The 17,056-nt window shown below is 69.5% G+C and carries 20 protein-coding genes and 1 pseudogene; 11 read left to right on the top strand and 10 right to left on the bottom strand.

What is annotated here, in order from left to right; genetic code table 11:
* The first annotated feature begins 208 nt into the window (after positions 1 to 208).
* On the top strand, positions 209 to 409 hold the full coding sequence (locus ACFWA7_RS19190; RefSeq protein ID WP_385824025.1) for a hypothetical protein: 201 nt from the start codon (positions 209 to 211) through the stop codon (positions 407 to 409).
* A 158-nt stretch (positions 410 to 567) separates the two neighbouring features.
* Entirely contained in the window at positions 568 to 1,488 is a 921-nt protein-coding gene (locus ACFWA7_RS19185; RefSeq protein WP_385824023.1) for an NADP-dependent oxidoreductase, read from the top strand.
* A 110-nt stretch (positions 1,489 to 1,598) separates the two neighbouring features.
* Here ACFWA7_RS19185 and ACFWA7_RS19180 read toward each other — a convergent pair.
* The 4 genes and pseudogenes from ACFWA7_RS19180 to ACFWA7_RS19165 form a co-directional block, all read right to left on the bottom strand.
* Positions 1,599 to 1,994, bottom strand: a pseudogene (locus ACFWA7_RS19180) (DNA-binding response regulator); the annotation flags it as partial.
* Between the two features lie 113 nt (positions 1,995 to 2,107).
* Positions 2,108 to 2,944 carry an alpha/beta fold hydrolase gene (locus tag ACFWA7_RS19175; protein WP_385824021.1) on the bottom strand — a complete coding sequence of 279 codons (837 nt, stop codon included), beginning with the start codon at positions 2,942 to 2,944 and terminating at the stop codon, positions 2,108 to 2,110.
* 90 nt (positions 2,945 to 3,034) lie between these two features.
* Positions 3,035 to 3,247 carry a DUF4287 domain-containing protein gene (locus ACFWA7_RS19170; RefSeq protein WP_385534562.1) on the bottom strand — a complete coding sequence of 71 codons (213 nt, stop codon included), beginning with the start codon at positions 3,245 to 3,247 and terminating at the stop codon, positions 3,035 to 3,037.
* Between the two features lie 77 nt (positions 3,248 to 3,324).
* Entirely contained in the window at positions 3,325 to 3,876 is a 552-nt protein-coding gene (locus ACFWA7_RS19165; RefSeq protein WP_385824019.1) for a dihydrofolate reductase family protein, read from the bottom strand.
* A gap of 144 nt (positions 3,877 to 4,020) precedes the next feature.
* Here ACFWA7_RS19165 and ACFWA7_RS19160 point away from each other — a divergent pair, with 144 nt between their 5' ends.
* Positions 4,021 to 4,662, top strand: a complete 642-nt coding sequence (locus ACFWA7_RS19160) for a TetR/AcrR family transcriptional regulator (RefSeq protein ID WP_385824017.1) — start codon at positions 4,021 to 4,023, stop codon at positions 4,660 to 4,662.
* Positions 4,663 to 4,868: 206 nt separating this feature from the next.
* Here the strand turns inward: ACFWA7_RS19160 and ACFWA7_RS19155 are convergent, their stop codons facing one another.
* The gene (locus ACFWA7_RS19155; RefSeq protein WP_385824015.1) at positions 4,869 to 6,233 is read right to left on the bottom strand and encodes an esterase-like activity of phytase family protein; all 1,365 of its coding nucleotides are present in this window, start codon (positions 6,231 to 6,233) and stop codon (positions 4,869 to 4,871) included.
* Between the two features lie 383 nt (positions 6,234 to 6,616).
* On the opposite strand from ACFWA7_RS19155, the gene ACFWA7_RS19150 reads away from it, so the two are divergent.
* The 5 genes from ACFWA7_RS19150 (at position 6,617) to ACFWA7_RS19130 (ending at position 9,882) form a co-directional block, all read left to right on the top strand.
* On the top strand, positions 6,617 to 7,450 hold the full coding sequence (locus ACFWA7_RS19150) for a SigB/SigF/SigG family RNA polymerase sigma factor (protein ID WP_385824013.1): 834 nt from the start codon (positions 6,617 to 6,619) through the stop codon (positions 7,448 to 7,450).
* A 312-nt stretch (positions 7,451 to 7,762) separates the two neighbouring features.
* Positions 7,763 to 8,194, top strand: coding sequence for a hypothetical protein (locus tag ACFWA7_RS19145; protein ID WP_385824011.1), 432 nt, complete (start codon positions 7,763 to 7,765; stop codon positions 8,192 to 8,194).
* A gap of 47 nt (positions 8,195 to 8,241) precedes the next feature.
* Positions 8,242 to 8,634: a hypothetical protein gene (locus tag ACFWA7_RS19140; RefSeq protein ID WP_385824009.1), complete on the top strand. Its 393-nt coding sequence runs from the start codon at positions 8,242 to 8,244 to the stop codon at positions 8,632 to 8,634.
* Positions 8,635 to 8,715: 81 nt separating this feature from the next.
* A complete protein-coding gene (locus ACFWA7_RS19135; RefSeq protein WP_385824007.1) occupies positions 8,716 to 9,408 on the top strand; it encodes a DUF6766 family protein in 693 nt (230 codons plus the stop codon).
* 267 nt (positions 9,409 to 9,675) lie between these two features.
* Complete coding sequence (locus ACFWA7_RS19130) at positions 9,676 to 9,882, top strand: cold-shock protein (protein WP_385534549.1); 207 nt, start codon at positions 9,676 to 9,678, stop codon at positions 9,880 to 9,882.
* Positions 9,883 to 10,248: 366 nt separating this feature from the next.
* Here the strand turns inward: ACFWA7_RS19130 and ACFWA7_RS19125 are convergent, their stop codons facing one another.
* A complete protein-coding gene (locus ACFWA7_RS19125; protein ID WP_385534547.1) occupies positions 10,249 to 10,773 on the bottom strand; it encodes a MepB family protein in 525 nt (174 codons plus the stop codon).
* A gap of 712 nt (positions 10,774 to 11,485) precedes the next feature.
* Positions 11,486 to 12,193, bottom strand: a complete 708-nt coding sequence (locus ACFWA7_RS19120; protein ID WP_385824005.1) for an NAD(P)-dependent oxidoreductase — start codon at positions 12,191 to 12,193, stop codon at positions 11,486 to 11,488.
* 118 nt (positions 12,194 to 12,311) lie between these two features.
* Here ACFWA7_RS19120 and ACFWA7_RS19115 point away from each other — a divergent pair, with 118 nt between their 5' ends.
* Positions 12,312 to 13,028 carry a TetR/AcrR family transcriptional regulator gene (locus ACFWA7_RS19115; RefSeq protein ID WP_385824003.1) on the top strand — a complete coding sequence of 239 codons (717 nt, stop codon included), beginning with the start codon at positions 12,312 to 12,314 and terminating at the stop codon, positions 13,026 to 13,028.
* A 90-nt stretch (positions 13,029 to 13,118) separates the two neighbouring features.
* On the opposite strand, the gene ACFWA7_RS19110 is transcribed toward ACFWA7_RS19115, so the two are convergent.
* The 3 genes from ACFWA7_RS19110 to eno form a co-directional block, all read right to left on the bottom strand.
* A complete protein-coding gene (locus ACFWA7_RS19110; protein WP_385824001.1) occupies positions 13,119 to 13,322 on the bottom strand; it encodes a hypothetical protein in 204 nt (67 codons plus the stop codon).
* A 48-nt stretch (positions 13,323 to 13,370) separates the two neighbouring features.
* On the bottom strand, positions 13,371 to 13,628 hold the full coding sequence (locus ACFWA7_RS19105; RefSeq protein WP_385823999.1) for a hypothetical protein: 258 nt from the start codon (positions 13,626 to 13,628) through the stop codon (positions 13,371 to 13,373).
* Between the two features lie 171 nt (positions 13,629 to 13,799).
* Entirely contained in the window at positions 13,800 to 15,107 is a 1,308-nt protein-coding gene (gene eno, locus ACFWA7_RS19100) for a phosphopyruvate hydratase (protein ID WP_385534539.1), read from the bottom strand.
* A 163-nt stretch (positions 15,108 to 15,270) separates the two neighbouring features.
* On the opposite strand from eno, the gene ACFWA7_RS19095 reads away from it, so the two are divergent.
* Entirely contained in the window at positions 15,271 to 15,693 is a 423-nt protein-coding gene (locus ACFWA7_RS19095; RefSeq protein WP_385534537.1) for a MarR family winged helix-turn-helix transcriptional regulator, read from the top strand.
* Between the two features lie 368 nt (positions 15,694 to 16,061).
* Entirely contained in the window at positions 16,062 to 16,373 is a 312-nt protein-coding gene (locus ACFWA7_RS19090; RefSeq protein ID WP_385823997.1) for an FAD-dependent monooxygenase, read from the top strand.
* Positions 16,374 to 17,056: the final 683 nt, after the last annotated feature.

The following is a 17,056-nucleotide window of genomic DNA, read 5'->3' as shown; positions in this document are numbered from 1 at the left end:
AAGCGCCTGACATAAGCCGGATGGCCGAGATGCTCGCATCTCGTACGCCGATGGGCGTGGAATTTCACTGAATTCCGCCGAAGCAGGCGGAACTTCTGGCCCCTTCCAGACACATCGAGGCCCGTTGGATTCCCTGGACGGGCCGGCACGGCGACCAGTCGAATGGAGGACACCTCAGTCCAGCAGCGCCCAGGAAGGTGAGAAAGACATGCCGATCGACTTCGCGGCGTCACTCCGCCGCCATTACTTGACCTTTCTTGCCGTGCTTGTGATCGGCGTCGTCCTGATCATCGTGCTCGGCGGCACCTCGCCGCCCACGGCCATCGCTTTGGACTGCGCACTCGGTGTCGCCAAGCTGGTCAGCGGTTACGCCCTCGCGCCAGCGGCACCGTCGGCGCCCAAGTCCTGACGAGAGGCCGCCTGGCCCCTGAGACACAGCTGTCGAACAGGGGCCAGGCTGGAGTTGCCCATCTGGCGCAGCCGTGTGAATGCTGGACACAGGAGGGGGAGAGTCCCCCCATCGACTGGGCCGGAACGCAGCGACCGGCCGGGAAGCGGTCCTGGGCCATGAAGGCAATCGCGCTTGAATCGTACGGAGCCGCCGACGACCTGCGGCTGGTCGAGCTGCCCGATCCCAAGGTCGCGCCCGGTGAGGTCCTCGTCCGGGTGAAGGCGGCCGGGGTCAATCCGGTCGACTGGAAACTCGCCGCCGGCTACCTGGACCCGATCATGGAAGTCCGGTTCCCGCTGATCTCCGGCTGGGACGTGGCCGGTGTGGTGGAACGCGTGGGCCTGGACGCCACTGAGTTCGCGGTGGGGGACGAGGTCTTCGGGTACGTGCGCAAGGACTGGGCGCAGAACGGCACGTACGCCGAACTCGTCGCCGCGCCCGTCCGTACCCTGGCCAGGAAGCCCGCCGCGCTGACCTGGGAGCAGGCCGCCGGAGCGCCGCTCGCGGGGCTCACCGCCTATCAGACGATCAAGCGGGTCGGTCTGGCCAAGGGCGAGACCGTGCTGATCCACGCCGCGGCCGGCGGCGTCGGCTCGCTCGGCGTGCAGATCGCCGTCGCGCTCGGCGCCCGGGTGATCGGCACCGCCAGTGAACGCAACCACGACTTCCTCCGCGAGCTCGGCGCGGAGCCGGTCACCTACGGAGAGGGGCTCGCCGATCGCGTACGAGCCCTGGCACCCGACGGCGTCGACGCGGCCCTCGACTTCGTCGGCGAGGGCGCGGTCGACGTCTCGCAGCAGCTGCTCCGCAAGCGCGACCGGGTCGCGTCCATCACCGACGGTGAGGCTGCGGCCAGGGGCGGCCACTATGTTTGGGTACGCCCCGATGCCGGTGATCTGACGGAGCTCGCCGCGCTCGCGGACGCGGGCAGGCTGACGGTGCCCGTGGAACACGCGCTACCGCTGGCCGAGACCGCCGAAGCGTGGCGCCTGAGCCAGGCGGGCCGCACCCGAGGAAAGATCGTCCTGATCGTCTAGCGCCCTGCGGAGCAATGCGCCGGGGCCCGGCCGCCGAGCCGTGCACGACCTCCTGGCCCACCGCTTGGACGTCGGTCGACTGCGAGCGGTCGCTGCGCCGGTGACCGCGCGGGTGGTTGTACGAGGCCCGACTGATGGGCGATGACGACGAGTTGCTCCGGTCGCGGCGTGCGGTTTGTTCATGGCGCGCTGGACTTGGGTGCGTACGGTGAGCGGACTCACGTACGGCTCCTGGGCGATCTCGTCGTTGGACTTGCCTGCGCGGCGAGGGCCGTCACCTCTCGCTCGCGGGCGGTCAGGACCGCCAGATGCTCGGGCAACGCGCGACTGGTGTGAGGTTCGGGGGCAGCCAGGAAACGGGTGACAAGCGTGCGCGTGGCCGCGGGGGAGAGGAGCGCCTCACCGGAGGCCACGGTGCGGATGCCGTCGAGGAGCGTGCCGGGGCCGACGCCCTTGCCGAGGAAGCCGCTCGCTCCCACGCGCAGGGCTCGGGCCACGTACTCGTTCTGATTCCTCAGCACTCCGCGCGTCAGGCCTCACCGACGGAGCCCGCGCCGGGTCCCGCCCGTCGGCGCCTGTGGTCCGGGTGCAGGGCGTGTCCCGAGCGTGTACCGAGATTTCAGCAGTCCGGATGTCGGCAGCCGCTTGCAACTGGTTCAGCGCATCCGTCAAGGAACTCCGACAGCAGGTGATGCAGGACCTCGGGCTGTTCCAGATGCAGGTCGTGGCCGGTCCCGGGGATGCTCGCGGCCAGCGTGTCCGGGCGCTGGCGGAGCATGTCGTGGGCGTCCTGGGAGGGGATGATGCCGGACTGGCCCAGGACAGCGAGGGTCGGACACATAACCGCTGCCCACTCGTCCCAGAAGGAGCGGTGGGCGTTCTCGGACAGCGAGTTGACCATCACATCGCGGTCGAAGCGGGGCCACCAGCCGCCGCCGCGTTCTTCCAGCCCCGCCGCCCACCCTTCGCCGACCGGGCCGCCGCCGAGGAAGCGGACGGCGGCTTCCCGGGAGGGGAACGGCGTGGGCCAGCTGTCGAGCCATCCGCCGATCTCCGCGCCGACGGTCGGATGGGGGCCGCCGGGTGCGGCCTCGACGAGTACGAGGGCGCGGACGCGCTCGGGGTGGGCTGCCGCGGTGAGCATCGCCGTGTTGCCGCCCATCGACTGGCCGACCAGGACGGGGTGGTGCAGGTCGAGCTGGTCCAGTACGGCGACGACGTCGGCGACGTAGGCGGCGCGGGAGAGGTCGCTCGGCAGGCGTTCACTGGAGCCGTGGCCGCGTTGGTCGACGGCGACAACCCGGTACCGCCGGCTCAACTGCTGGGCGACCGCATCCCATTCACCCGCGTGGCCCGCCAAGCCGTGCAGCAGGAGTACGGACGGCCCCGGTCCACCCCAGTCGCGGCAGGAGAGCCGTACGTCGTCGCGCACCACTATACGTTCGGACCACGTCATACGTTGCCTTTCCGGGATCAGTCGGACCGAGCGGGCGCGGGGGGCGACAGGGTCCGGGCTGGGCGAGGGGTGGGCGAGGGGTGGGCCGGTTCACTTTCCGGTGTTCTCGGCAAGGGTGTGTGCCACAAGGGCGTTGGCGTGGCCGTGTCCCAGGCCGTGGTCCGTCTTGAGCCAGGCGACGAGTTCCATGTGCTTGGTCAGGGGTGAGGAGGAGATGAGGTCCTTCCAATGCGCGATGGGGTGGCCGTACTTCGCCTCGATGGAAGGGAAGTAGCTGGCAGGGCCGTTGGCGGTGCCGGTCATGTCGGTGTCCTGTCGTTCGTCGTCGGCGTTCGTTTCCGGGCCGAGGCGCTGTGCTGGTGATTCGGCCGTGCGGGCGGCTACTGGCCGGCCGGGGCGACGGGCGCGTAGGCGAGGACCTGGGCGCCGGTGCTGAAGGTGGTGGTGCTGATCAGCTGGAGGGTCTTCTTCGGGGAAGCCGCGGTGAACAGACGCTTCCCGGTGCCCTCGATGACGGGGTGGGTCCACAGCCGGAGCTCGTCGACGAGGTCGGCTTCGAGCAGGGTGTTGACGAGGCCGCCGCTGCCGTAGACGAGCAGGTCCCCGCCGTCCTGCTGCTTCAGCTCGGTGACCGCGGCCGGGACGTCGCCGGTCAGGAGAGTGGCGTTCCACTCGGCGGTGTCGAGTGTGGTGGTGGCCACGTACTTGCGCATGCCGTTCATACGGTCGGCGAAGCCGTCCTCGTCGGTCATCGTCGGCCAGGCAGCGGCGAATCCCTGGTAGGTGACGCGGCCCAGCAGGAGGGCGTCGGCGGCGAACAGCTGGGCCCGGGCGAACCTGGCCGCTTCGTCGTTGAAGAACGGGGCCGACCAGGACGGGTTCTCGATGACGCCGTCGAGCGTGATGTAGACGGACGCGATGACCTTGCGCATGCGGTGACTCCCCCTTGACAGCGGGCATGCAGATGCCCATGTGTACGATGTTCACATTCGAGGATTGCGAAGATCCGCGCCCCCCGAGTGATCTTGCGTCAGCCTAGTTGAGCTAAGTGGATACTGTCCACATTGGAGTTGGTGATGGTCCCGGAGACCGGCACGCCGAAGCGGAGCACCTACCGCCACGGCGACCTCCGCAACGCCCTGACCCAGGCAGGTGTCGAACTGGCCCGCCAGGGCGGCCCCGAGGCCGTGGTGCTGCGCGCGACCACCCGCCACGCGGGCGTCGCGCCCAATGCCGCCTACCGCCACTTCGCCGACCGCGGCGCCCTCCTGCATGCCGTGTCCCAGGCCGCCATGGCCCAGGTCGCCCGCACCATGGAGGCCGAACAGGCCGCAGTGGCGCCGACCGCAGACGAGAAGGCCGCCGCCCGCGCCCGCTTCCGCGCGGTCGGCACCGGCTATCTGCGCTTCGCCCAGGAGGAGCCCGGCCTCTTCCGGGCCGCCTTCCACGTCCCCGGCGACATGACCCACGCCGCGGACGACGACGCCGCCGGAAGCAACGGCAAAACCCCCTTCGAACTGCTCGGCGCAGCCCTCGACGGCCTCGTGGAGACGGGCCTGTTGCCCGAAGACCGACGCCCCGGCGCCGAGTTCCTCGCCTGGTCGGCCGTCCATGGTCTGGCCGTGCTCCTGATCGACGGCCCCCTCCGCGGCCTCCACTCCACCCAGGCCCACGACGCGGGCCAGCACGTCATCGACATGATCGAACGCGGCATCTGACCGCGGCGCAAGCGGCGTTTCATCGGGCGTACGCTTGCTTTTCTGCGACGTGCCGAAGCGCAGGGGAGCGTGCTGACGGCCTGTCACGCTGCCTATCCACCGGGAGAGTTCCGCCGGCTCCGGCGCTCCGAGCTGGACTCCACCCTCGTCAGGTGGCGGCCATGTGGCTGCGCGGCGGCGGAGCCGGGGCGGCTCCCTGACCGAGGTCAGCCGCGCACTGGCCTGGGCAGGTGCACATACGTCACCGTCGTATCGATGCCGCTGTCCACCAGACGGCCGTGCGTGTCGAAGGCTCCAGGGCCGTCCGTCATGCCGAAGTCGTTGTCGTTGATGAGCGCGAGGGTGTCCCGGCCCGTCAGCGCGATGCCCTCGACCTTGCCGGGCACGCCCGCGACTTTGTTGAAGTCGACCACGAGGGCTTTGCGCAGCACCGGCGCACCGGCCGCCGCGGGGTCCTCCAACTGCTCGTACGAGGGGGAGGTGGCCGTCTCGTCCCAGGCGCTGCCCAGCATGCCCGGACCGCGCGGCAGTGTGACCCGGTGAAGCCGGGATGCCTTGTCGGTGCGCTCCTGCACCAGGAGCCGGTCCCTGCCGACCGCCACCAGCGCGGAGATCTTGAGCTCGGAGGTGTCGTCCTCGCCCGGTTCGACGACGTCCACCGCGTCGAAGCGGTAGGCGTACTCGGCCGTCACGGTGCGTTTCTTCGGCGAGAACCGCAGCAGCCGCGCGTTGCGGGACTTCTCACCCGCGGCCGTGTCCGGCACGGACAGCGGGCTCTGCACCGCCAGGACCAGGTCGCCGCCCGGGAGTTGGGCCAGGCCCTCGAAGCCGCGGTTGGTCTTGCGCTTGAGCAGAATGGCGGGCAGCGACTCCACGACGGGATAGTCGGCCCCCTTGAGGTCCAGCCCCTTGGGGACGTACCGCGTGAGCACCTTTCCCCGGGCGGAGACGTGCACGAGGGACGGCCCGTACTCGTCGGCGAGCCAGAAGCTGCCGTCCGCCGCCTGCGCGATGCCCTCGGTATCCAGACCGTTCGGGTCGTACGAGAGCGGGGTCTTGGCGTCGTACGTGTACGGGGCCTCGTCACGCGAGGCCTGGTTGGGAAGACCGGTGACGGGTCTGCCGGACCGTGTGGTGATCGCGATCGCCTTGAGGACCTGCACGTGGCCGCCCGACACACGGACCTTGACGATCGCCGGATCGAAGCCGGGGACCGGGAACGTGCGGCGCTTGCTGCCGGCCACCTTGATCTGGCCATTGGGACCGCGGTCGGTCACCGTCCAGAACTCGCCTTTGCGGCCGGCGGGACAGATGTCGCTGCCGATCCCGCCGAGGTCGATGCCCCGGTCGTCCGCGACCGAACCGGGCAGAAGGGCATTGCTGAACGCACCGAGCGGACTGTCCGCGAGGGTGGCTGTGCCCGCGGCATACGCACCCCGCGCCCCGCCGCCTTCAGGGACCGGCATACCCGCGGCGGTCCCGCCCACGCCGATCGCCGCGAGCAGGGCGACGGGCACGCCTACGGCCAGGGAACGTCGTACGGTGCGCTGCTTGTGCGCCTGCGATGCCATCGGGCCTCCTGGCCAACAAAGTCATGTGACAGTGGCCAAGCTGGCCGCCTCTTCCGAACGTGATGAGACATCAAGGTGAACTCCACCCAACACGCTGCCATCACCCTTGGACGCCCTCGGAACGACCGGGTGGTGTACGCGAGTTCGGTGGCGTGGCACATACTCCAACGGCGTTGGTGAGTACGGCGGCGAGTACGGCCATGGGGTGAAGCCCGAAGATGCCCCGTCGGCCTGTTTGCTGGACAAGGCCGGGGGCAAGCGAGCGTCAGTGCTTCGGACCGGAGGCACGTCTGCGGGGGCCGTATCCGTAGGTGTGTCCTGCCCGGATCGCACGATGCGGCTTTCGTGGTGGACCTCGCCCGCGCGGCCAAAGGAGCAGGCTCATGCCCACTGCACGTACCAAGACGACAAGGACGACAAGGACGGCAAGGACGACAAGGGTGCACGACGACGCACCCCAGACCACGGCCGCGTTCGAGCGGCTGCACACCTTGCCCGAAGGCCCCGAGCGCGAACAACTGCGCGCGGACCTGGTCCGAGTGTGGCTGCCGATGGCGCGACGGCTGGCGGGGAAGTACCGCAACCGCGGTGAGGACTCCGACGATCTGCGCCAAGTCGCGGCCCTGGGCCTGGTCAAGGCAGTCGACCGGTACGAGACGGCCCGCGGGGCGTTCGAGGCGTTCGCGGTACCGACGATCAACGGAGAGATCAAGCGGCACTTCCGCGACCACGCGTGGACCGTGCACGTCCCCCGCCGCGTCCAGGAGCTGCGCAACCGGGTCCGGGTCGCACGCCGTGAACTTCAGGCCCGCCGGCCGGGCGAACCCTCCCTCGCCGACCTGGCCGCGCAGTGTGGGCTGAGCGAGGACGAGGTCGCCGACGGACTGAAGGCACTGGACGCCTACTCCGCCCTGTCGCTGGACGCCGAGCTGCAGGCCCGCCCGACCGCGGAGGACGGGCCCACCCTCGCCGACGTTCTCGGAAGCGAGGACGGCGCGTTCGACACGGTCGATGCCCGTGAGGCCGTCAAGCCGGTCCTGCGCGCCCTGCCCGAACGGGAGAGCCGCATCCTCTACATGCGGTTCTTCCAGGACATGCCCCAACGACGCATAGCCGAGGAACTCGGCATCTCCCAGATGCACGTCTCGCGTCTCATCAACCGCACCTGCACGCGCGTCCGCGAGCAGGTAACCGTCGACCACGGGGCAGCGGCCTGACTGACCTGTCGACCGCCGGCACGCGTACCCCGCCCCACGGGATCCTTCCGGCGCCTCTCGCCCGGCCCCGGCCACACCGGGGCCGCCCTGGCCGCCCTTGGCAGGTATGCCGGTACACCTTTCCGGGGACGCGGCGTTTCCACTCCTCGTGGGACAGATCGCGTGCACCACGCCCTCTCATGCCTGCGGAACCCGCTACTCACCACCAGTGGACGACCTTGCGGTTCCAGTGCCCCGGGCCGCCCGTGCGCGGCATGCTCCCCTTGCCTCCTGCGAGGCGAGAGGCGCTGGTCCGGGTGGGCGGTGTGCGGCGTGTCCAGCGCGCGGAGCAGGGAGTTCTTCGCCTGTGCGGCGATGGTGTCGTTGCTGCCCGGCGGACACCAATGTCCGCACGCCCCGGCGGAGGAGACGGCCATGGACGCGATCGTGCTGCTGCGCGAGGACCACACGACAGTCGAGAACCCGTTCAAGAGGTTCGAGATGACCGATGACGACAATCTTGCTGAGCCGCGCGCGAACGCCGTCGAGGTGATCGAGGAGCTGACCGCCCACGCCTGGACCGAGGAGCAGGTCTCCCACCCTGCCGCCGCCCGCGCAGCGGCTCCCCAGACCACCGACCACATCCCCGACGTCCGCAAGGCCGTCGGGCGCAACCGGTTCACCGAGCTCGGTGACCAGCTCGAATCCGACAAGGAGAAGACCTCGCGCAACGTGCCGGCCATGTCCAGCGTGGCCAGCCGGTGAGAGGCCCGCAGGGGTACCGACCCCGGCGCGGCGCGAGACGCCGTGGCATGGCGGTGATGGTGGCGGGAGCCGTCGCGGTGGTGCTGTGCGGGTGTGGTGCGCCCGCGGCCCGGTTGGAAGGTGCCCGGCAGGCCGGACGGGCCTTCGAGCAGGCCATCGCCCACGCCAACTACCCACGGGCATGCGGCCTGCTGGCGCCGCAGACCCGGCAGCAGCTCGAAGAGGACCAGCACCAGCCGTGCGTTGCAGCGCTGCGTGGGGAGGACCTGGCGGCGGCCGGTGAGGTGCGCGGAACGCAGGTATACGGGCGCCAGGCGCTGCTGCTTCTGCGGAAGGACACGCTGTTCCTGTCGCAGTTCGAGGACGGCTGGAAAGTGGTCACCGCGGGCTGCACACCACAGGGCGACAAGCCCTACCGGTGCTCGCTGAAGGGCGGCTGATGTGCGCTTCCTGTTCACCGCCTGCTTGCTGACGATCCTGGGCGGGCTGGCCTACTTCATCACGATCGGAGCGCTGGACCGGTGAACGGCGGGCGCCGCAGGGGCGGATTCTGGCGGGACAACAGCCTCACCCTCGCTTTCGGGGGCGCGTTCCTGGTCGTTCTGGCCGGCCAGGCGTTCGCCGGGCATGCCGGCTTCAACGAAGACCTCGCAACCGACGGGCGGCAGCAGCTGACCATCGGTGAGTACCTGATGTCCTCGGACTTCGCCGTCGACGTCACCGAGAACTGGCAGTCGGAGTTCCTGCAGTTCTTCCTCTACATCTTCGGCACGGTCTGGCTTCTTCAACGCGGCTCACCCGAGTCCAAAATGCTCCACAAGGCAGGACCGGAAAGCGACCAGGACCAGCGCATCGGGGACCACGCCGAAGCCGACTCACCGCGCTGGGCCGGCACGAAGGACTGGCGGCAGAATCTGTACTCACGCTCCCTGGGGTGCGTGATGGCCCTGTTGTTCCTCCTGTCCTGGCTCGCACAGTCCATCGCCGGTACGGCGGCCTACAACGAGCAGCAACTGCGCCAGCTCCAGCCCCCCATCTCCTGGGGCGCCTACCTGGGATCCGCCGACTTCTGGAACCGCTCCCTGCAGAACTGGCAGTCCGAACTCCTGGCCGTGGCTGCCATGGCCATCCTCTCCGTATACCTGCGCCAGCGCGGATCCCCGGAATCCAAGCCTGTCGGCGCCCCGCACGCATCCACGGGAGTGGAAGGCTGAACGCCGACGCCCGTGGGCGACGCGCAGCCTCTAGCCATGAGTGAAGTGAAATCCTTCATGAACAGCCCGGTCGGCATCCTGTGGCGATGTCGCGCACATATCCCCGAACACCCGTCGCGTTCGCCTGCGCGAGTGAACCATGGGTGATCCGTGGGAGGTTTCCCCGTCCCGTCTGCGCGGAGAACCCGTACCGTCCGTCACGAGCACTGTTCAGAGGTGGTTCCGCATGCGCGCCCAAGGCGCCCGGAACCTTTGGAGGAGACCAGCATGGCAACGGGCAAAGTGAAGTGGTTCAACGCGGACAAGGGCTTCGGCTTCATCCAGCAGGACGACGGCGGCCCGGACGTGTTCGTCCACTTCTCCGCCATCCAGAGCAGCGGGTACAAGGAGTTGCAGGAGGAGGACCGCGTCACGTACGACGTCACCCAGGGTCCCAAGGGTCCCCAGGCGGAGAACGTCGTCGTCGAGAGGTGAACGCCGACGCGAACCTCTGACCAGAAGGTCCAGGGGTTCGCTGACGCTGGTTCCCGCATCGGCCACTTCCCTGGAAAGCCGTCCGGCCGCCTGGTGGCGCGCCTTCGGCAGGGCAGGACGCTGACGAACTTTTCCCTGCCCGGGACTGGGGCGTGGGCGTCCTCGCGTCCTTCGGGGGTGACGAGGTGCGGGCCGCGATGGCACGGCCGCACTCGTCGGCGGTACCCGGCCGGCCCGACGGGGCGACGCAGGCGAACTTACCGGCCTGAGTGTGCTTTGGGTCCCTTGCCGGCCACTGCCACGGAGTGCACAGGGCTTGGGCTTGCCTGGCACTCCTGCGCGACCCATTCGCCCGGTAGCGAGGCCCTATGGGTGGTATAGGGCGCGGGCACGGGCCAGATCGACAGGCTCGTCCTGGCCGAGGTGGAGAAAGTAGTTCCCCTGCCATGCCTGTGTGCTGCCGGCCTGGCGGTTGGTCGTGGTCACCCAGGGCGGATAGACGCGGAACCCCCGCTTCCCGCCGGAGCCGTTACGGGAGACGACGCCGCGCTCGCTCAGCACCTCGCGCGGGAAGACGAACTGTCCGAAGCCGTCGTCATCGCGGCTGCTGATGACGAAGAGGTCCACCCCGTCGTCGGCGTCGAAGGGCCGGATCGGCCCCTGCTCGGACCGCTGCCACACGGTGACGAACTGGCCCACCTTCGTCGGGGTGGTCTTGGCCACGCGGAACCGGAGCGAGAGGCCGTCGAGCGTGAAGGCATGAGCCGCGTACTCGGCGCTCTCCGGTTCCGGCACCGGAAGTGAACAGGCGAAACCGCTCGGGTCGTACACCAGCGCCTTCGCCGCCAGCAGATCACCGGTAAGCCCCGCCCACGGTTGATTCGTCACCATGCCCTCATCCTGCCAGGCCGGCCGGCGAGCTGAAGACCAACAGGGGCATGGTCATACGCTTCGACAAACGCGCCCACGACTTCCAGACCACCCCTCGACGCAGAATCACGCCGACCGATACAAGATGGCACGCAGCCCCGACCTGGCATGTGCGAAATCAACGCGTACGGGACGGCTCGACCCGAGCCGCGAAGGTCACGTCGCCTGTGGCCCACATCAGACCTGGTTCGAGCAGGCAGCAGAGGCAGCGAGGTGCCTCAATGCCGTCGGCGCCAGGGCTGAACTGGTCTGCACGTGGTGCGAACGCGTGATGTCTCCCGAAGACTGCCCAGTGGACCCAGGGCCGTGCTCAAGCCCCTACCTGTCACCGACAGGCTGCCCGGCGAGCCAGCCGGAGCCTTGACCGGGCAGCCTTCGTCGTGCGGTACCCACGCGTGCACGGCGGCGCCGTCCTCCCCGACTGGAACAAGGTCGCCCAGGACCACGCCGGGGTGCACGTCACCCTCCGCGCGATCCTTGCGACCCAGGGCTTCAGGTTCGCCGTCAAAAACTGCCTGACTGCCCTCCCTACTGGGACATCGAATCCGTCCTATGGCTCCCCTGGCGCTTCTCCGTCGCCCGCCTCGTGGAAGTAACACCACCCAGCGCCACTTGACAACCCGTCACCATGCCTCGTGGACGGCGACCTGCCGGGCAGACCGGCTGCGGGATGTCAGTAGCCGATCGTGAAGCGGCGCTGGACGAAGCGGGGCAGCTCCGCCTCGTCGATCAAGGCCACGGCCGCGTCCTCCACCGAGATGCGGCTGCGCCCCTCGGCATCCAGAACAGGCTGGTCACCGCCCACCCTGAACCGCCCGGTGCGCTCGCCCGGGGCGATCTCCTCCGCAGGGCTGAAGTAGGTCCACAGCCGGTTCGAGAGCCGCAGGACGTCGAGGGCGTCCCGGTGGCCGCGTACCGCTGCGGCGTACTCGCGGGGCAGCCCGAGCCGGTCGAGGCTGGTGTGCAGCAGCTCGTCGGAGTCGGCGCGGACCACGCCCGGCGCGATCTCCAGGCTGCCGGCACCGCCGATCACGACGAGCCGGGTCCGCGGGTGGCTCTCCAACCCCTTCAGCAGGGCCCGCGCCGCCGTCGCGTAGACGGTCGGGTCGGCGATCGAACGCCGCACGGTCTCCGCGAAGTCCCTGGCGGCGTTGCCCGGTTGGAACGCGCTGATCAGGACGTCGAGGCCCGGCAGGACGCCGGCGATGCTCCGCGGGTCCAGGACATCGACGCTCGCCCACGTGAGATTGTCCCGGCGCTCCTCACGCTGCGCCTGAGCGGCGTCACGGCTGAACGCCCTGACGTGGTGGCCGCGTTCGAGGGCTTCGGCGACGACCCGGCTGCCGATGGTGCCCGTGGCTCCGATGACTCCGATGTGCATGGTTCTCCCCTGTGCATGCGGATGTGGAACGCCACCCATGGGGTGATGCCGTACAGAAACTATACGCCGTGAAGTAACACCACGGCACTCAGTACAGTGACGCTGTAGAGTTCCCGTCGTGACAGTTACGGGAAGCAAGGGACGGCGCGAGCGACTGCGCGCCGAGACCACAGCCGAAATCAAGAAGGTGGCCCTGGCGCTGATGGCCTCGGGCGGGCCGGACGCCATCACGCTGCGGGCCATCGCCCGCGAGATGGGCATGACCGCCAACGCCATCTACGGTTACTTCCCGGCCCGGGACGACCTGGTCACCACGCTCATCAACGACGTGTACACCGCCCTGGCCGACGCCGTGGACGCCGCCTGGGAAGCCGCCCCCGCCGCCGATCCCGCCGCCGGGATCGAGGCGTGGGCCAACGCCTTCCGCACCTGGGCCCTGGTGAACCCGCAGGGTTTCCGCCTCATCTACGGCGACCCCGTACCCGGCTACCAGGCTCCCGTCGGAGGCCCCGCCCCCGACGCCGCACGCCGGGTCTGCACCGGACTCACCGCACTCGCGGCAGCCGCATGGCCCCACGCCCGGCACCTCTACAAGGACAGCACCTTCGGCTGGCCCGACTTCGACCCCGGGCTCCTCGACAAGGTACGCCCGGCCTTCCCCGACCTGCCGCCCGCAGCCGTCGCCCTCGCTCTGCGCATGTGGGGCCACCTGCACGGCCTCGTGTCGCTGGAGGTCTACGGCCACCTGCGCACCCAGACCACCAGCCCGCAGAAGCTGTTCCTGGAGGAACTCGACCAGCTCATCAAGGTGCTGGGTATCCCGCGCGGACGCTGAACACCCGAGCGCCGGCGGCCGGCACGAGCGGTCCCCTCGTACGCCGGGAACGGCCCACCGGCGGTCGCGAGGGCCGCGCTCGATTCCCGGTTACGGAGTTCCGCTTCCCAGCTCCGCCGCGAGTGACCTCTGTACGTACGCCATGGCCTCCTTGTAGGAAGGCTCGGCGAAGCGCTTGCCCATGTCCTCGGCGGAGACCTCTTCCAGCCGCTGGAAGATCCACCACAGATGGCCCTGGGGATCGCGGATCCGCGCGGCCATTTCACCGAAGGCCAGCTCGGTCGGCCGCGTCACCAGCCGTGCCCCACAGGCGAGGGCCCGCTCGACCGTCTTCCGGGCGTCCTAGACGTAGATCCTGAGATGGGACGGCAGGCTCGGCCAACCAGCCTGCCGGTCGAACATCATGACCACCGCGCCCGCGACTTCCACCTCGGCGTGGGCGACCGTCCCGTCCTCATTGAGGATGCGGGAACCGCGCTCCCGGGCCCCGAACACCTGGCCAAGGAACTCGATCTCCGCGTCGGTGTCCTTCGATATCACCCACGGGTCGATCCGCGAGTAGCCGCCGGGCACGGTCTCCAGTTCACCTTTGAACGTCATATGCCGAGCCTGCCACACGGCCGGGCGCGGTGAACGGGGCCTCGCTGCGGTCGAGCCAGGAGGAGCAGGTCACACGGGGGTGAACAGCCCAGGAGGATTTGTCTCCCCGGCACGCGAGCGGGCCCCCGACCGTGATCGGGGGCCCGCGTGGTCTCTACCTCTGCCTGCTGTTCACGCCCGACGCAGTGCGGAGCGGCCCGCGAAGCGCGCCGAGTCGCCCAACTCCTCTTCGATCCGGATCAGTTGGTTGTACTTCGCCGTGCGGTCGGAGCGGGAGAGCGAGCCCGTCTTGATCTGACCGCAGCCGGTCGCCACCGCCAGATCCGCGATGGTGGTGTCCTCGGTCTCGCCCGAGCGGTGCGACATGACAGCCGTCCAGCCCGCCTGGTGGGCCGTGGCCACCGCGGCCAGCGCCTCGGTCAGGGTCCCGATCTGATTGACCTTGACCAGGACCGAGTTGCCGACACCGGTGCGGATGCCCTCGCGCAGCAGCGTCTCGTTGGTGCAGAACACGTCGTCGCCGGTGAGCTGACAGCGGTCGCCGACGCGGGCGGTCAGCTCGCGCCAGCCGTCCAGGTCGTTCTCCGCCATCGGATCCTCGATGGAGACGACCGGGTAGGCGTCGATGAGCTTGGCCAGGTAATCGGCGTTCTCGGAGGGGGTGCGGCGCACTCCCTCACCCGCGTAGTCGTACACCCCGTCGCGGAAGAACTCCGACGACGCCGGGTCCATGATCAGGCCGATGTCCGTGCCGGGGCGGTAGCCGGTGCGCTCGATGGCGGTCATCACGAAGTCGAGCGCCTCCTCGGCGGTACGCAGCGCGGGCGCGAAGCCACCCTCGTCGCCGACGCCTGTGGAGTGCCCGGCGGCCAGCAGATCGCGGCGCAGGGTGTGGAAGACCTCGCTGCCCATGCGGACGGCTTCGGCGAAGGTGTCCGCACCCACGGGCGCGATCATGAACTCCTGGAAATCCAGCGGATTGTCGGCGTGGGCGCCGCCGTTGACGATGTTCATCATCGGCAGCGGCAGGAGGTGGGCGTCGGCGCCGCCGAGGTAGCGGTAGAGGGGCTGGAGGTGGGCCGCCGCGGCGGCCTTGGCGGTGGCGAGGGAGACTCCGAGGATCGCGTTGGCGCCGAGCCGAGACTTCGTGGCGGTGCCGTCGAGGGCGACCAGCGCGGCGTCGAGACCCGCCTGGTCCGCCGCGTCCCGGCCGCGCACGGACGCCGCGATCTCCCCGTTGACGTGGGCCACCGCGCGGTCGACGCCCTTGCCGTGCCAGCGGGCGGAGTCCCCGTCGCGCAGTTCCACGGCCTCCCGGGCGCCGGTGGAGGCGCCGGAGGGGACAGCCGCGCGCCCCAGGGACCCGTCCGCCAGGACGACGTCGACCTCGACCGTGGGGTTGCCCCGGCTGTCGATGATCCGACGGGCGGTGACGGTCTCGATGCTGGCGTCGACGGTTCCGACTGCCTTTGCGGACATGGGAGGTCCTTCCCGTTGTCGTGTGCCGTGGCCCCGGCTGCGACAACGCTGACGCTGAGCCCGACAAGTCCAAACCCTACAGCAATGCTGCTCAGTTTGGCTGTACAGCATTGCTGCGCACGTCAGGTGTACAGCCTTGCTGACCAACGGGGTAAAGTGCCTTATGCCCACCTCGGAAGCCGCCGCCATCGCCGCCGAACTGCGCACCGCGATGGGCAAGCTCACCCGACGCGTCAAACACGAGGACCGCATCCCGCTGGGCCAGGCCGCCGTGCTCGGTGCACTCGACCGCAACGGCGCCATGACCACCAGCGACCTCGCCGCCGATCAGCGCGTACGCCCCCAGTCGATGGCCCGGGCGGTGGGGCTGCTCATGGAACAGAACCTGATCACGCGCCGGGCGCACCCCACGGACGGCCGCAAGTCGCTGGTCGAGCTCTCGGACGCGGGCCGGGCCGCGCTCGAAGCGGAGCGCGGCCGCAGGGCCGGTTGGCTCGCGCAGGCCATCGAGGCCGAACTCACGGATGAGGAGCGGGCGTTGCTGGCAGGGAGCGCCGCCCTGCTGGAGCGGCTCGCCTCACGCTAGCGAGATGCGCGGCGCGGTTCCGGACAGCGCCCGGGCGCGGGTCCAAGGCGGCGGGGGCCCGCGGAGCACCTGCCGCGTCTTCCGCGCCCGGAGCATGCCGAACCGAGTGCGTACAGCAGCGCGTTGGTGAACTTGAGCCGCTCGTCAGTTCGTCGGTGTGACGTCAGCGCGGCACTCGGCTGCTTGCCGCGGAAGACGGCTCGGCGGTTCCGCTCGCCGTCAGCACGTACGGCCCGCGTAGGCCTTGCGAGGGAAAAGGATTCAAGGATCAGGGATGGGGCGGTCCGGCGCAGGTGTGGATCAGATTGAGGAGGGTCCGGCACAGTTCCTCGGGGGTGAGTCGATGCGGGGCTGCCTCGGTCAGCTGGTTGAAGAGCAGGCCGCGGCATGACCCGATTCCCCAATTGCTGGCGGCCGCCGACGAGAACGCGGTGATGCGCCACGGCATCCATGCGTTGCCGCCGCTGGCCAGTTTCGTCACCGGGCGCGCCGCGCTGCTCGGCGACGCCGCGCACGCCATGACGCCGAACCTGGGCCAGGGGGCCAACCAGGCGTTGGAGGACGCGGTCACGCTGGCCGCGCTGCTGGACGCATACCCCGACGTGGAGTCCGCACTGTCCGCCTATGACCGGCACCGACGCCCCCGCACTCAGCTGATCGCCCGTCGCTCCCACCGGTGATCGCCCGTCGCTCCCACCGGATCGGCATCGCCGCGCAATGGCACTCAGTACCCGCCACCACCTTGCGCGATCTGATGCTTCGCCCAGCTCCCAGCTCGACCCTGTTCGACGGCCTCACTCCGGTCCTCAGCTGGCAACCGCCCGGCGGCGACGACCTCGGCGCGGCTCGCATCGGTTGAGCCCCGCAGAGGCGGCGGCGCCCAAACGGCGGCGGCCAGACGGAGCGCGCACATGCCGGTCCTTGCGCCCTGCCCGCATCGCTGTTCGAGGGCGATTACCTCGTTCTCGAACGCTCGGAAATCTATGTTGGCCGGAGTAGACATTCGTCGGCGGTGTGGTTATGGTTTCTCTCGTAGCCAGAGAGACAAGCAGGGCCCGGCAGAGACGAACTGCCGGGGAGTAGTACACGCAGGTGCAGTTGCAGGACGGTGCGGTGGTGGAGTTGCGAAGCCAGAGTTGTTGCAGGACGGCGACGGGACTGACGACCGGACCGGGTGGCCCGCAGTGATCAGGGGCCGCCGTGAGCAGTACGGCAGTGGCAGTACCGGTAAGTGCAGTACGCGGTATCAGCAGTGCAAGCAGTACGCGGTTCGCAGTACCCCGTTTGGTAAGTGATTGGTTCAGAGGGAAGAACGGAGGAGCCGAGCGCCATCAGGATCGCCCGGGCGGAAGCCTTGAGCCCG

The organism is Streptomyces sp. NPDC059994 (genome assembly GCF_042737755.1).
Lineage (GTDB): Bacteria > Actinomycetota > Actinomycetes > Streptomycetales > Streptomycetaceae > Streptomyces.
The sequence above is the reverse complement of the archived record's forward strand: the minus strand, read 5'-3'. Positions and strand labels throughout refer to the sequence as shown.

What these genes read in the sequence shown, in the direction of transcription:
- ACFWA7_RS19190 (WP_385824025.1), top strand. Translation starts at nt 209, where the DNA reads ATGCCGATCGACTTCGCGGCGTCACTCCGCCGCCATTACTTGACCTTT.
- ACFWA7_RS19185 (WP_385824023.1), top strand. Translation starts at nt 568, where the DNA reads ATGAAGGCAATCGCGCTTGAATCGTACGGAGCCGCCGACGACCTGCGG.
- ACFWA7_RS19175 (WP_385824021.1), bottom strand. Translation starts at nt 2,944, where the DNA reads ATGACGTGGTCCGAACGTATAGTGGTGCGCGACGACGTACGGCTCTCC.
- ACFWA7_RS19170 (WP_385534562.1), bottom strand. Translation starts at nt 3,247, where the DNA reads ATGACCGGCACCGCCAACGGCCCTGCCAGCTACTTCCCTTCCATCGAG.
- ACFWA7_RS19165 (WP_385824019.1), bottom strand. Translation starts at nt 3,876, where the DNA reads ATGCGCAAGGTCATCGCGTCCGTCTACATCACGCTCGACGGCGTCATC.
- ACFWA7_RS19160 (WP_385824017.1), top strand. Translation starts at nt 4,021, where the DNA reads ATGGTCCCGGAGACCGGCACGCCGAAGCGGAGCACCTACCGCCACGGC.
- ACFWA7_RS19155 (WP_385824015.1), bottom strand. Translation starts at nt 6,233, where the DNA reads ATGGCATCGCAGGCGCACAAGCAGCGCACCGTACGACGTTCCCTGGCC.
- ACFWA7_RS19150 (WP_385824013.1), top strand. Translation starts at nt 6,617, where the DNA reads ATGCCCACTGCACGTACCAAGACGACAAGGACGACAAGGACGGCAAGG.
- ACFWA7_RS19140 (WP_385824009.1), top strand. Translation starts at nt 8,242, where the DNA reads ATGGCGGTGATGGTGGCGGGAGCCGTCGCGGTGGTGCTGTGCGGGTGT.
- ACFWA7_RS19130 (WP_385534549.1), top strand. Translation starts at nt 9,676, where the DNA reads ATGGCAACGGGCAAAGTGAAGTGGTTCAACGCGGACAAGGGCTTCGGC.
- ACFWA7_RS19125 (WP_385534547.1), bottom strand. Translation starts at nt 10,773, where the DNA reads ATGGTGACGAATCAACCGTGGGCGGGGCTTACCGGTGATCTGCTGGCG.
- ACFWA7_RS19120 (WP_385824005.1), bottom strand. Translation starts at nt 12,193, where the DNA reads ATGCACATCGGAGTCATCGGAGCCACGGGCACCATCGGCAGCCGGGTC.
- ACFWA7_RS19105 (WP_385823999.1), bottom strand. Translation starts at nt 13,628, where the DNA reads ATGACGTTCAAAGGTGAACTGGAGACCGTGCCCGGCGGCTACTCGCGG.
- eno (WP_385534539.1), bottom strand. Translation starts at nt 15,107, where the DNA reads ATGTCCGCAAAGGCAGTCGGAACCGTCGACGCCAGCATCGAGACCGTC.
- ACFWA7_RS19095 (WP_385534537.1), top strand. Translation starts at nt 15,271, where the DNA reads ATGCCCACCTCGGAAGCCGCCGCCATCGCCGCCGAACTGCGCACCGCG.